This window comes from Kitasatospora sp. P5_F3, assembly GCF_054049135.1.
Genome location: NZ_JBFUMY010000139.1, coordinates 1 through 13,097, shown reverse-complemented (window position 1 = coordinate 13,097; position 13,097 = coordinate 1). Strand labels below are relative to the sequence as shown.

At 72.2% G+C, this 13,097-nt stretch carries 13 protein-coding genes and 1 pseudogene; 12 read left to right on the top strand and 2 right to left on the bottom strand.

Going from position 1 to position 13,097, the window contains the following annotated elements; translation table 11 throughout:
- The 8 genes and pseudogenes from ACXJMZ_RS36135 to ACXJMZ_RS36100 form a co-directional block, all read left to right on the top strand.
- Positions 1 to 959, top strand: a 959-nt coding sequence (locus tag ACXJMZ_RS36135) for a PucR family transcriptional regulator (protein ID WP_457034244.1), incomplete at its 5' end; no start/stop codon positions are given.
- Positions 960 to 1,091: 132 nt separating this feature from the next.
- Entirely contained in the window at positions 1,092 to 2,534 is a 1,443-nt protein-coding gene (locus ACXJMZ_RS36130) for an aldehyde dehydrogenase family protein (RefSeq protein WP_457034243.1), read from the top strand.
- Between the two features lie 105 nt (positions 2,535 to 2,639).
- Positions 2,640 to 3,047: a hypothetical protein gene (locus ACXJMZ_RS36125; protein WP_457034242.1), complete on the top strand. Its 408-nt coding sequence runs from the start codon at positions 2,640 to 2,642 to the stop codon at positions 3,045 to 3,047.
- A 30-nt stretch (positions 3,048 to 3,077) separates the two neighbouring features.
- A complete protein-coding gene (gene dxr / locus ACXJMZ_RS36120; protein ID WP_457034241.1) occupies positions 3,078 to 4,298 on the top strand; it encodes a 1-deoxy-D-xylulose-5-phosphate reductoisomerase in 1,221 nt (406 codons plus the stop codon).
- A gap of 48 nt (positions 4,299 to 4,346) precedes the next feature.
- Positions 4,347 to 5,639, top strand: coding sequence for a M50 family metallopeptidase (locus ACXJMZ_RS36115; RefSeq protein WP_457034246.1), 1,293 nt, complete (start codon positions 4,347 to 4,349; stop codon positions 5,637 to 5,639).
- A gap of 62 nt (positions 5,640 to 5,701) precedes the next feature.
- A pseudogene (ispG, locus tag ACXJMZ_RS36110) lies at positions 5,702 to 6,778 on the top strand (flavodoxin-dependent (E)-4-hydroxy-3-methylbut-2-enyl-diphosphate synthase); the annotation flags it as partial.
- A 98-nt stretch (positions 6,779 to 6,876) separates the two neighbouring features.
- Positions 6,877 to 7,752: a GNAT family N-acetyltransferase gene (locus ACXJMZ_RS36105; RefSeq protein ID WP_457034240.1), complete on the top strand. Its 876-nt coding sequence runs from the start codon at positions 6,877 to 6,879 to the stop codon at positions 7,750 to 7,752.
- A 36-nt stretch (positions 7,753 to 7,788) separates the two neighbouring features.
- The gene (locus tag ACXJMZ_RS36100; RefSeq protein WP_457034239.1) at positions 7,789 to 8,349 is read left to right on the top strand and encodes a GNAT family N-acetyltransferase; all 561 of its coding nucleotides are present in this window, start codon (positions 7,789 to 7,791) and stop codon (positions 8,347 to 8,349) included.
- Here the strand turns inward: ACXJMZ_RS36100 and ACXJMZ_RS36095 are convergent.
- Positions 8,322 to 9,239: an aminoglycoside phosphotransferase family protein gene (locus ACXJMZ_RS36095; protein WP_457034238.1), complete on the bottom strand. Its 918-nt coding sequence runs from the start codon at positions 9,237 to 9,239 to the stop codon at positions 8,322 to 8,324. The genes ACXJMZ_RS36100 and ACXJMZ_RS36095 overlap by 28 nt on opposite strands.
- 85 nt (positions 9,240 to 9,324) lie before the next feature.
- Positions 9,325 to 10,368 (bottom strand): DUF4439 domain-containing protein, encoded by a 1,044-nt coding sequence (locus tag ACXJMZ_RS36090; RefSeq protein WP_457034237.1) that lies wholly within the window; start codon positions 10,366 to 10,368, stop codon positions 9,325 to 9,327.
- A gap of 219 nt (positions 10,369 to 10,587) precedes the next feature.
- Between ACXJMZ_RS36090 and rimP the strand changes: the two genes are divergently transcribed.
- The 4 genes from rimP to ACXJMZ_RS36070 form a co-directional block, all read left to right on the top strand.
- Positions 10,588 to 11,148 carry a ribosome maturation factor RimP gene (gene rimP / locus ACXJMZ_RS36085; protein ID WP_457034236.1) on the top strand — a complete coding sequence of 187 codons (561 nt, stop codon included), beginning with the start codon at positions 10,588 to 10,590 and terminating at the stop codon, positions 11,146 to 11,148.
- A 55-nt stretch (positions 11,149 to 11,203) separates the two neighbouring features.
- A complete protein-coding gene (nusA, locus tag ACXJMZ_RS36080; protein ID WP_457034235.1) occupies positions 11,204 to 12,217 on the top strand; it encodes a transcription termination factor NusA in 1,014 nt (337 codons plus the stop codon).
- Positions 12,218 to 12,287: 70 nt separating this feature from the next.
- Positions 12,288 to 12,581, top strand: coding sequence for a YlxR family protein (locus ACXJMZ_RS36075; protein WP_457034245.1), 294 nt, complete (start codon positions 12,288 to 12,290; stop codon positions 12,579 to 12,581).
- Positions 12,582 to 12,766: 185 nt separating this feature from the next.
- Positions 12,767 to 13,097, top strand: a 331-nt coding sequence (locus tag ACXJMZ_RS36070; RefSeq protein WP_457034234.1) for a translation initiation factor IF-2 N-terminal domain-containing protein, incomplete at its 3' end; no start/stop codon positions are given.

The window sequence follows — 13,097 nt, the reverse complement described above, 5'->3', positions numbered from 1 at the left end:
GCCCGGCGCCGTCCTCGGCCGCGCTGCAGGGCCGGGCGCCGGGGATCGACACCGCCGACGAGGACTACGTGGTGGTCCAGTCGCTCGGCGCGGACCGCCGCCCGCGCGGCTTCCTCGCGGTCGGCACCGAGGATCGGATCACCCCCACCGAGCGGTACGTGCTGAACGCCGCCGTCGCGCTGCTCACCCTGACCCTGGAGCGCTCCCGCGAGCTGCGGCAGGCCGAGGAGCGAATGGGCGCCGCGCTGCTGGGCATGGTGCTCGCGGGCGAGATAGTGACGGCCCGTCAGGTCGCTGCCGGGCTGTTCGGCGGGCTGCCCGAGGGCACCGTCCGGGTGCTGGTCGGCGGAGCCGGGCCGACCGCCGACCCGGAGGCGCTCGGCGAGCTCGGCGACCGCGCCGAACAGGCCGGCAGCCGGGTCGCCGAACGCCTGCTGATCTCCCGCGAGGACGGGCCGAACGGCCCCCGGCTGATCGTGCTCGCCCCCGACAACGGCGCGGCCCACCGGGCCTGCCTGGGCGCGATCGAGGAGCACGAGGGCCTGGCGCTCGGCATCTCCGCGGCCGCGTCGGTGGAGGAGGCCGGCACGGCCTTCGCGCAGGCCGAACGGGCCCTGGCGGTCGCCCTCCGGGGTGGCAAGCGGGCCGTCGACCACGAGGAGGTCGGCGCCGGTTCGCTGCTGCCGCTGCTCGGCGAGGAGGCGGTCACCGCCTTCGCCGAGGGCCTGCTCCGCCCGCTGCGCGACCACGACCGGACGGCCCGGGGCGACCTGGTCGCCTCGCTGCGGGCCTGGCTCTCCCGGCACGGGCAGTGGGACGCGGCCGCCGCCGACCTCGGCGTGCACCGGCACACCCTGCGGTACCGGATGCGGCGAGTGGAGGAACTGCTCGGGCGTTCGCTGGACGACACGGACGCCCGGATGGAGCTCTGGCTCGCGCTGCGCTCCGGCGAGGACTGAGCGGTACGGGCAGCACGCTCCACGTTGTAGTGGGCACCTGCGGCTCTGCTCCGTCGTGTCCAATCCGCTCCGTGGGCCGCCAGCCCTACCGTGGGTGAGTAGCTCTCCCACCACAGAAGGGTCGGTACGACCGTGACCACCACCCATGAGTTCTGGCTGGCCGGCCGCCGGGCGACCGGTGACGCCGAGTTCGAGGTTCACCACTCGTACGACGGCAGCCTGGTCGGCAAGGTCAGCGTGCCGACCGACGCCCAGGTGGAGGAGGCGCTGGACGCCGCCGTCGCCGTCGCCCCGGCCTTCGCCGCGAGCCCCGCGCACGTCAGGGCCACCGCGCTCGACCACGTCGCCCGCCGGCTGACGGAGCGTACGGAGGAGATCGCCCGGCTGATCACCGCCGAGAACGGCAAGCCGATCAAGTGGGCCCGCGGTGAGGTCGGCCGGGCCGCCTCGGTGTTCCGCTGGGCCGCCGAGGAGGCGCGCCGGACCAACGGCGAGACCATGCGACTGGACACCGACCCGGGCGGCGTCGGCCGCTTCGCGGTGGTCCGCCGCTTCCCGCGCGGTGTGGTGCTGGGCATCGCCCCGTTCAACTTCCCGCTGAACCTGGTCGCCCACAAGGTCGCCCCGGCGATCGCGGTCGGCGCCCCGATCATCCTCAAGCCGGCCCCGGCCACCCCGCTCTCCGCGCTGGTGCTCGGCGAGATCCTGGCCGAGACCGAGCTGCCGGCCGGCTCCTGGAGCGTGCTCCCGGTGCCGAACGAGAAGATGCCCGCGCTGGTCCAGGACCCGCGCCTGCCGGTGATCTCGTTCACCGGTTCGGACAAGGTCGGCTACCAGATCATGGACTCGGTGCCGCGCAAGCACGTCACCCTGGAGCTCGGCGGCAACGCCGCGGCCGTGGTGCTGGCCGACTGGTCCTCCGAGGCCGACCTGGAGTGGGCCGCCACCCGGATCGCGATGTTCGCCAACTACCAGGGCGGCCAGTCCTGCATCTCGGTGCAGCGGGTGATCGCCGACGCGACGGTCTACGACGCGCTGGTGGAGAAGGTGGTCGCCAAGGTGCAGGCCCAGGTGACCGGCGACCCGGGCGCCGACGCCACCGACGTCGGCCCGCTGGTGGACGAGAACGCCGCCAAGCGCGTCGAGTCCTGGGTCGACGACGCCGTCGCCAAGGGCGCCAAGCTGCTGGCCGGCGGCACCCGCGACGGTGCGGCCTACGCGCCGACCGTGCTCGCCGAGCTGCCGGACGACGCGATCCTGGCCACCGCCGAGGTGTTCGGCCCGGTGCTCTCGCTGCACAAGGTGGACTCCACCGAGGAGGCGTTCGCCGCGGTCAACGACTCCAAGTTCGGCCTGCAGGCCGGCGTCTTCACGCACGACCTGCAGTCCGCCTTCAAGGCGCACCAGGTGCTGGAGGTCGGCGGCGTGGTGATCGGTGACGCCCCGTCGTACCGGGCCGACCAGATGCCGTACGGCGGCGTCAAGGACTCCGGCGTCGGCCGCGAGGGCGTCAAGTACGCGATGGGCGACTTCACGTACGAGAAGGTCCTGGTGCTCACCGGCCTCGATCTCTGAGTCACCCTCTGATGCCCCGTCACCGACCACCGGTGACGGGGCATCTGCCTGAGTTGACACCTCCACCGGGCGGGCGTAGTCCGGAAGGGAGGAAGGGAGATCGTCATGCTCGGTGACCTCATCGGACAGGAATCTGGACAGACCACGGGGCAGCGGGTGGTGGCGGGGGAGCACGGCCTGGCGCCCACGGTGGAGACGTCGTTCGCCGGCAGCGGGACACTGCTCGGCGTCGAGGTGAACGACCTCGGGACGTACGCGGCCCGACTACGCGCGGACGGGACCTTGCAGGGCGAGGGGCAGGGCATCCTGATGAGCCCGACCGGCGCGAGCGCGACCTGGCAGGGCGCGGGCGTCGGCACGATCACCGAGAGCGGCGGCAACAGCTGGCGTGGCTCGCTGATCTTCACCAGCGACTCGCCCGAGTTCGCCGCGCTGCGCGGAGCGGTCGGCGTCTTCGAGTGGGAGGTCGACGCGAGCGGGAAGGCCGAAGGAAAGTTCTGGGCCTGGAAGTAGCGCCGGGCCCGACAGGACACAATGGGGCGCATGAACTCGCTCGCCCACCCGCAGCTGCGCTTCTCACCGACCGTCAAGGACCCCACCGGCCCCCGGGAGCTGGTGATCCTCGGGTCCACCGGTTCGATCGGCACCCAGGCCATCGACGTGGTGCTGCGCAACCCCGACCGGTTCAAGGTGGTCGCCCTGTCGGCGGCCGGCGGCCGGGTCGGCCTGCTCGCCGAGCAGGCGCTCCAACTGGGTGTGCACACCGTGGCGGTGGCCGATCCGGCCGCCGTCCCGGCGTTGCGTGAGGCGCTCGGTGCCCTGGCTGCGGGGCGGCCGCTGCCGGAGATCCAGGCGGGGCCGGACGCCGCCACCGAGCTGGCCGGGATCGAGTGCCACTCGGTGCTCAACGGCATCACCGGCTCGATCGGCCTGCGCCCGACGCTGGCCGCGCTCCGGGCCGGGCGGGTGCTGGTGCTGGCCAACAAGGAGTCGCTGATCGTCGGCGGCCCGCTGGTCAAGGCGGTCGCCGAGCCCGGCCAGATCGTGCCGGTGGACTCCGAGCACGCCGCGCTGTTCCAGGCGCTGGCGGGCGGCACCCGGGCCGAGGTCCGCAAGCTGGTGGTCACCGCCAGCGGCGGCCCGTTCCGCAACCGCACCAGGGAGCAGCTGGCCGGCGTCACCCGCGACGAGGCCCTGGCCCACCCCACCTGGGCGATGGGCCCGGTCGTCACGATCAACTCCGCCACCCTGGTGAACAAGGGCCTTGAGGTGATCGAGGCCCACCTGCTGTACGACGTGCCGTTCGACCGGATCGAGGTCGTGGTCCATCCGCAGTCGGTCGTGCACTCGATGGTGGAGTTCACCGACGGCTCCACGCTGGCCCAGGCCAGCCCGCCGGACATGCGGATGCCGATCGCGCTCGGCCTCGGCTGGCCGGACCGGGTGCCGGACGCCGCCCCCGGCTGCGACTGGACCAAGGCCGCCACCTGGGAGTTCTTCCCGCTCGACAACGAGGCCTTCCCGGCCGTGGACCTGGCCCGCGAGGTCGGTACGCTCGGCGGGACGGCCCCGGCCGTCTTCAACGCCGCCAACGAGGAGTGCGTCGAGGCGTTCCTGGCCGGCCGGCTGCCTTTCACGGGGATCGTGGACACTGTGGCGAAGGTGGTGTCCGAACACACGGTGGGAACTTCCCTCACGGTCGAGGACGTACTCCACGCGGAGACCTGGGCCCGTGCCCGGGCCCGTGAGCTGGCAGCGGGCTAGCGGCGACGGTCGGAGCGGCATGACGGAGGATCAGTAGTGACGATGGTGATGTGGGTGCTCGGCATCCTGCTCTTCGTGCTCGGGTTGCTGTTCTCGATCGCCTGGCACGAGCTCGGCCACCTCTCGACGGCCAAGCTGTTCGGCATCCGGGTCCCGCAGTACATGGTCGGGTTCGGGCGGACCATCTGGTCCCGGAAGCGGGGCGAGACCGAGTACGGCCTCAAGGCCATCCCGCTGGGTGGGTACATCCGGATGATCGGGATGTTCCCGCCGGGGGCGGACGGGCGGATCACCCAGCGCTCCACCTCGCCCTGGCGCACGATGATCGAGGACGCCCGGGAGGCCTCGTACGAGGAGATCAAGCCCGGCGACGAGGACCGGATGTTCTACACCCGGAAGCCGTGGAAGCGCGTCATCGTGATGTTCGCGGGCCCGTTCATGAACCTGATCCTCGCGGTCCTGCTCTACCTGGTGCTGTTCATGGTCGTCGGCCAGCAGATCGCGGTGCCCACCGTGAGCTCGGTCAGCAAATGCGTGGTGGCGGCGAGCAAGGCGACCGACAAGTGCAAGGACGAGGACCCCGCGAGCCCGGCAGCCGCAGCCGGGCTGAGGGCCGGTGACACGGTCGTCTCCTTCGCCGGCGACCCGATCAGCAGCTACCCGCAGCTGCAGGCCGACATCCGCAAGTCGCCCGGCCAGACCGTGCCGATCGTGGTCGAGCGCGGTGGGCAGCAGCTCACCCTGAACGCGACGCTGACCAGCAACACCGTGACGAAGATCGACAAGGACGGGAACCCGGTCAGGAACGAGACGGTCACGGCCGGCTTCCTCGGTTTCACCCCGGCCGCCGAGGTCAAGTACCTCAGCGTCGGTGAGAGCACCGAGGAGATGGCGAGCATGGCCAAGCACAGCGTCACCGCGCTGGCCGCTCTGCCCGGCAAGATCCCCGGCCTCTGGCACGCCATCGTGAGCGACGACCCGCGTCCGGTGGACTCCCCGATGGGCATGGTCGGTGCGGCCCGGCTCGGCGGTGAGGTCTTCGCGATGGACGCCCCGCTCAGCTTCCAGCTGACCTTCCTGGTCAGGCTGCTCGCGATGATCAACCTGTCGCTGTTCCTGTTCAACATGCTCCCGCTGCTCCCGCTGGACGGCGGCCACATCGCCGGGGCGCTCTGGGAGTCACTGCGCCGCAAGGCCGCCGCGCTGCTCCGCCGCCCCGACCCGGGCCCGTTCGACGTCGCACGGCTGATGCCCGCGGCGTACGTGGTGGCGGCGGTCTTCATCTGCTTCACGGCCCTAGTGGGCGTGGCCGACCTTGTCAACCCGATCCGCCTGAACTGACCTCCCGTTGATCGGAGCGCCCGGCCGGAACTCACCACCTCGACTTGGGGAACCCTGCGCACATGACCGCGATCTCGCTCGGAATTCCTGCCCTGCCGCTCAAGCCGCTGGCGACCCGCCGCGTCTCCCGGCAGATCATGGTCGGTAACGTCGCGGTCGGTGGCGACGCACCCGTCTCCGTCCAGTCGATGACCACCACGGTCACGGCAGACATCAACGCCACCCTCCAGCAGATCGCCGAGCTGACCGCCTCGGGCTGCCAGATCGTCCGGGTCGCGGTGCCCACCCAGGACGACGCGGACGCGCTGCCGATCATCGCCAAGAAGGCGAACATCCCGGTGATCGCCGACATCCACTTCCAGCCCAAGTACGTCTTCGCGGCGATCGAGGCCGGCTGCGCGGCGGTCCGGGTCAACCCGGGCAACATCAAGCAGTTCGACGACAAGGTCGGCGAGATCGCCAAGGCCGCCAAGGACGCGGGCGTGCCGATCCGGATCGGCGTCAACGCCGGTTCGCTCGACAAGCGCCTGCTGGAGAAGTACGGCCGGGCCACCCCGGAGGCGCTGGTCGAGTCCGCGCTCTGGGAGTGCTCGCTGTTCGAGGAGCACGACTTCCGCGACATCAAGATCTCGGTCAAGCACAACGACCCGGTCGTGATGATCAACGCCTACCGTCAGCTCGCGGCCGCCTGCGACTACCCGCTGCACCTCGGCGTCACCGAGGCCGGTCCGTCCTTCCAGGGGACCATCAAGTCGGCGGTCGCCTTCGGCGCGCTGCTGGCCGAGGGCATCGGTGACACCATCCGGGTCTCGCTCTCGGCGCCGCCCGCCGAGGAGGTCAAGGTCGGCAACCAGATCCTGGAGTCGCTGAACCTCCGTCAGCGCGGCCTGGAGATCGTCTCCTGCCCGTCCTGCGGCCGCGCCCAGGTCGACGTCTACAAGCTCGCCGAGGAGGTCACCGCCGGCCTGGAGGGCATGGAGGTGCCGCTCCGGGTCGCGGTCATGGGCTGCGTCGTGAACGGTCCGGGCGAGGCCCGCGAGGCCGACCTCGGGGTCGCCTCCGGCAACGGCAAGGGCCAGATCTTCGTCAAGGGCGAGGTGATCAAGACCGTTCCCGAGTCGAAGATCGTCGAGACCCTTCCGCTCACGGACGGCCCGCAGCCCTGCTCCGGTGGGGCGGCGGAGTAGGGTGCGACAAGCGTTCCTAGTGTGAGGTGCCTGTGCTCGATCGAGGTGTGATGCTCCCCGGCCCGTTCCAGGTGGCCCGGGCCCTGGCGACCACGCGGGTACTCGACCCCCAGGATCTCGACGACGCGCTGGCGGTCCTGCACCTGGACCCGGTCGCCAACGCCTTCGTGGCCACCCGGGTGGAAGCGGTCGGGCTTGACCCGTGGCGGCTCGGCGGCGAGCTGTGGGGCTGGTTCGACCAGGACGGCCGGCTCACCTCGCTCTGCTACGCCGGGGCGAACCTGGTCCTGGTGAACGCCGTCCCGGAGGCCGTCCGCGCCTTCGCCGAACGGGCCCGCAGGCAGGGTCGCCGCTGCTCGTCCATCGTCGGCCCGGCCGGCCCCACGGCCATGCTCTGGGCCAGCCTCGAACGCAGTTGGGGCCCGGCCCGTGAGGTCCGGGCCCACCAGCCGCTGATGGCCACCGCCGAGCCCGCCGTCGGCATCACCCCTGACCCGCAGGTCCGCCGGGTCCGGCGCAACGAGATCGACGCCCTGATGCCCGCCTGCGTGGCGATGTTCACCGAGGAGGTCGGCATCTCCCCGCTGGCCGGTGACGGCGGCCTGCTCTACCAGGCCAGGGTGGCCGAACTGGTCGCGGGCGGCCGCTCGTTCGCGCACTTCGCCGAGGACGGCTCGGTCGTCTTCAAGGCCGAGATCGGCGCCGTCACGGCCGGCGCCTGCCAGATCCAGGGCGTCTGGGTGGCCCCCGAACACCGCGGCCAGGGCCGCTCCGAGACCGGCATGGCCGCCGTCATGGGGTACGCGCTGCGTGATGTCGCCCCGGTCGTCTCGCTCTACGTCAACGACTACAACGTGCGGGCCAGGGCGGCCTACGCCCGGGTCGGCTTCCGCGAGGTCGGTGCCTTCATGAGCGTGCTGTTCTGACTGATCACCGCCCGTCGGAGTAGTAACGTCCGGGGCATGGAGCAGCTCACCGAGGTGACGATCGAAGCCGTGGACCTGGCGGCCTGGGCGGCCGATGCACTGGAGGTGCAGGCGGTCGCGTTCGGGCTGAGCGACGAGGAGGTGGCCGTCCGGCTGCAGATCGTGGCGCGGCATGCGGAGCAGCCCGGGGTGCTGGCGTTCGGGGCGTTCGGCGGCAAGCGGCTGGTCGGGTTCGGGTACGGGATGCCGAACCGGCGGGAGCACTGGTGGAGCACGGTGATCGAGCCGCACCTGGAGGCGCAGGGGTACGGCGACTGGCTGGACGACGTGTTCGCGGTGACCGAGCTGCACGTGCTGCCGGAGTACCAGGGGCAGGGCGTGGGCAGTGCGCTGATCCGCACCCTCTGCGAGCGGTCGGGGAAGCCGCGCAGCATCCTGTCCGCGATCGACGCCGAGACCCCCGCCCGGCGGCTGTACCGGGCGCTGGGCTACCGGGACCTGGCCCGGATGGTGCGGTTCCCCAACACGTACCGCCCGTACGCGGTGATGGGGGCTCAACTGCCGTTGCGTCAGAGCCAGTCGGCGAATTCGAGGTAGAGCTCGGCGCTGTCGGTTGAGCCCTCGGCCAGCTGTCGCAGGCCCGCCTCGACGGTGCGGAACAGCGCCCAGCCGCGCAGCCGGTCGTGGTCGACCTCGACCGCGTCGGCGAGCTGGTGCAGGCGGCGGCGGGCGGCGCCGCGCGCGCCGGGGGAGCCGGCCAGGGTGTCCAGCCGGTCCTGGGCCAACCAGGCCAGGTCGTAGGCGCGTTCGCCGACCAGCGGCCTGGGTGAGACGGCCAGCCAGGGGGAGCGGTCGGCGGCCAGGACGTTGCCGTGCTGGAAGTCCCCGTGCAGCAGCAGGTGTTCGGTGCCGTCGGCGAGCAGGGCGGCGGACACCTCGAGCGCCTCGTCCACCAACGGCTGGGCCTCGGGGGAGAGTTCACGGTGCCGGCGCAGTCCGGCGGAGAGCTCGGTGACCTGGTCGGCGACGGTACGGAACGGGTGGCCGTCGGCGGGCGGGATCCAGAGCCGCTGGAGCAGGCTGGTGGCCTCCAGCATCGCCTTGCCCTCGGCGAGCGAACGCAGCGGGATGTCCCCGTACAGGCGCTCCAGCAGCAGGGCTCCGGCCGGGTCCTCGGCCAGCAGCAGGACGGCGCCGCGACCGGCCCAGTGAGCGAGCGCGGCGGGCTCCTGCGCGGTCTCGGGGGTGGTCAGGCCGGTCTTCAGGACCGCCTTGGTGCCGTCGGCGCGGAGCACCGTGCAGACCAGGCTGAGCCGGCCGCCCGGCTCCACCACCCGCTCCAAGGTCAGCTCCCAGCGGGCGAGTTGGGCGGCGACGGTGTCCGGCAGGGCGGTCAGCCAGGCCAGTTCGGCTTCGTCCGCGCGGGCCCGGACGGTGGCCGTGAGGCGGGCCGGAACGGTGATCTGCTGCCCTGCTGCTGCCGACATGCTGGCCTCTCGGTTGGTGCCGCCCCATCGTGCTGTCGCGGTCCTGCTGCCTGCCCATTGTCGGCCATGGGGAGGAAACCGCTGGTCAGGCGCTAGGGGACGGGCTCGGCGTGGCGCTTCCCGCAGCGGGCAGGCCGGGCAGCGCGGTCTGCTCGGCGCCCCACTGCCGGGCGCGCAGGGCGGCCTCGCGCAGCGCGGTGGCGGCGCTCTGCCTGAGCTCACCGGAGCCGGCGGCCACCAGGGCGGTGTACACGCCGGTGAGCTGGACCTCGATGTGGGCCGCGAGCTGCTTGGCGGTGGCCGCGTCGGCGACCGGGAACGGCAGTTGGTAGCCGGGCGCGGCAGCGGCCGGGGTGGCGCCGTCGGCGTGCAGCAGGCGCTGCCAGGCGTCCCGGCCGGCCTGGTGGGCGAGGTAGCAGGTCTGCGCCTCGGCCCGCTGCGGCCCTGCGGGCTGCCGGGCGCCGACCACGCCGTAGCCGTACACGGCGGCGTGCTCGGCGGCCAGCGTGGTCTGCAGCGCGGCGGTCTCGGCGGCGGGCCGTGGGGTGGGCGAGGGGGAGGCGGAGGCCGACGGCGAGGGGGACGGAGAGGGAGAGGGAGCGGCGGCCGGGCCGGTGACCGGGGTGCTGTCGCCGAGGACCACCGCGTGCAGCGCGCCGGAGGCGGAGACGGCGGCCAACAGCTTCGCCAGCTCGGGCGAGGCGGCGGTCAGGTCGGCCAGCCGGGCCCCGGCGGTGGTCCGTTCGGCCGCCGCGAGCTCGGCCACCGAGGCCGTCGGGGCTACCGGGGCCCCCGGGGTCGGGGTAGCTGACGGGGTGGTCGAGGCAGCGGCCGTCGGGCTCCCCGAGGGCAGTCCGGTGGCCAGCGCGGCCCGGTGTTCGGCCACCTCCGCCCGCAGTGCCCGGAGCCGGTCGCCCTGGGCCGCCCCGGGGCCGGCCAGCACGGCGTCGTACCCGGCCAGCAACCGGTCGGTGTCGGCGACGGCGCGGGCGCGCAGCGGCAGGTCGGCGTCGGCCTTCTTCCGTTCCGCCTCCGCCGGGCCGTCCTCGTCGGTGCACCCGCAGAGCAGCAGCGGGGCGCCACTCAGCACGCCGAGGAGGAGCAGGCTCCGCCGAGTGAGGGACAGCATGGGGGTGCTCCCGGAGAGGTCGTGGGGGAGCCCGCGCAGCCCCCGCTGCCGTGCATCATTACAGAATCACCATCCGGCCCGTTGTGACCTTGCTCGCAAGCGGTGCGTACCGGGGCCATGCACGCCTCGCGGAATCGGTGGTTTGGGGTCCGACCCGATAGGCTTGCGGCTCAGCTAGCACCTACCGACAACAGCAGACGCGGCCGAGGAGTCACCCGGATGAGCACCACCCCCACCGACCGGTTGCGTGCGTTGCTCGAGCCGCTGGCCGCCGCGGCAGGTCTCGACCTCGAAGAGGTCAAGGTGACCCAGGCCGGCAATCGCCGTCAGGTGCAGATCGACGTGGACGCCGACGGCGGCGTGGACATGAACGCGATCGCCGAGTTCAGCCGGATGGTCAGCGAGAAGCTGGACGCCGCCGAGGACGTCATGGGCAGCGCCCCGTACGTGCTGGAGGTCGGGTCCCCCGGAGCCGAGCGTCCGCTGAACGAGCCCCGCCACTGGCTCCGGGCCGAGGGGCGCCTCGCCAAGATCCACCTGGTGGACGGCGGAGAGCTCGTCGCCCGGGTGCTGGAGAGCGACGAGGACGGCGCCCTGGTCGAGGTGCAGCCGGTGAAGGGCCGCGGCCGCCCCAAGGAGCGCCGCCTGGAGTTCGCCGAGATCGCCCGTGCCCGGGTCCAGGTCGAGTTCAACCGCAAGGAAGACGAGGGGCTGCTCGACGAGTCGGAGGCCGAGGACATCGAGGACACCGACGACGACGGCACCGAAGACGACGAGTGAGCACCGCACCACCTATGAACGTGAACGCAAAAAAGAGGGAAGAGGAGGCGTAGCCGTGGACATCGACATGAGCGCCCTGCGTGGGCTGGTTACCGAGAAGAACATCCCGTTCGAACTGCTGGTCGGATCGATCGAATCGGCCCTCCTCATCGCGTACCACCGCACCGAGGGCTCCCGCCGTCGGGCGCGGGTCGAGCTGAACCGCCAGTCCGGGCACGTGACGGTCTGGGCGCTGGAGGACGCGGACGAGCTGGACGAGGGTGTCGAGCCGAAGGAGTTCGACGACACCCCCGGCGGCTTCGGCCGGATCGCCGCCTCGACCGCCAAGCAGGTCATCCTGCAGCGCCTCCGGGACGCCGCGGACGACCAGACCTTCGGCGAGTACGCGGGCAAGGAGGGCGACATCGTCACCGGTGTCGTTCAGCAGGGCAACGACCCGAAGAACGTCCTGGTCGACATCGGCAAGCTGGAGGCCATCCTCCCGCCGCAGGAGCAGGTGCCGGGCGAGGACTACCGGCACGGGACCCGGCTGAAGTGCTACGTGGTGGCCGTCCGCCGGGGCGTCCGCGGCCCGTCCGTGACGCTCTCGCGGACCCACCCCAGCCTGGTGAAGAAGCTGTTCGCGCTGGAGGTCCCGGAGATCGCCGACGGCAGCGTCGAGATCGCCGCGATCGCCCGCGAGGCCGGCCACCGCACCAAGATCGCCGTCTGGTCCCGCCGTCAGGGCCTGAACGCCAAGGGCGCCTGCATCGGCCCGATGGGCGCCCGGGTGCGCAACGTGATGGCCGAGCTGCACGGCGAGAAGATCGACATCGTCGACTGGTCGGAGGACCCGGCGGACATGGTCGCGGCCGCGCTGTCCCCCGCGAGGGTGACGAGTGTGGAGATCGTGGACCTCTACGCGCGCTCCGCCCGGGTGATCGTGCCGGACTACCAGCTGTCGCTGGCGATCGGCAAGGAGGGCCAGAACGCCCGCCTCGCGGCCCGCCTGACCGGCTGGCGGATCGACATCCGGCCGGACACCGAAGCCCCGGCCGGGAGCGACCGCGGGGATTCCCGCGACGCGTAGTCAGGTTGTCGCCGTCCTGCCCCGAATCGGCAGGGCGGCGCCAGGTCCCTCCGGAGGGGTAGACTTGAGGTTGTCTGGCCGGACGCATGTCCGAGCACGCCCGGAACGCACCTGCGTGGGCTGCCGCAAGCGAGCGGCCAAGCACCAGCTGTTGCGTGTCGTGGCGATCGAGGGCTTCTGTGTCCCCGATTCCCGCGGCGCACTGCCGGGCCGGGGCGCACATCTGCACCCCGACCCGACCTGCCTCGACCTCGCGGTCCGCCGCCGAGCGTTCCCCAGGGCCTTCCGACTCCAGGGAAATCTCGACACCACGGCACTGCGTGAGTACGTCGAGCAGCGGGCCGGTGACACCCCGGCAGGCTGAAGAACCACCGCAACAAGCACCGCGCAGAGCTGGTAGAGCCCCGTGCGGCGCGCACACGTCAGGTACCTCGCGAGTTGGAAGTAGGTCGAGATTGCGATGAGCACTCGATGAGTACGCGATGAGTACGCCCATGAAGTAGCGATGGTCCGGCGGACGAATACCCCGGACACGTAGACAGGAGCGAAGTGGCTAAGGTCCGGGTATATGAACTCGCCAAGGAGCTTGGCTTGGAGAGCAAGGCCGTGATGGCCAAGCTCACCGAGCTCGGTGAGTTCGTCCGTTCGGCGTCCTCGACCATCGAGGCGCCGGTCGTGCGCAAGTTGACTGACGCTTTGGGAGTGCCGCCCACGGGTGGCGCCGCCAAGCCTGGCCCGCGGAAGCCCGCGGCGCCCCAGCCCGCCGGTGGTGCCCCCACCGGTGCGGCAGCACCCAAGCCGGGTGCCCCCACTCCGGGACCGCGGCCCGCCGCGACCCCCGGCCCCCGTCCGACCCCGGCCCCGGCGGCTCCCGCTGCCC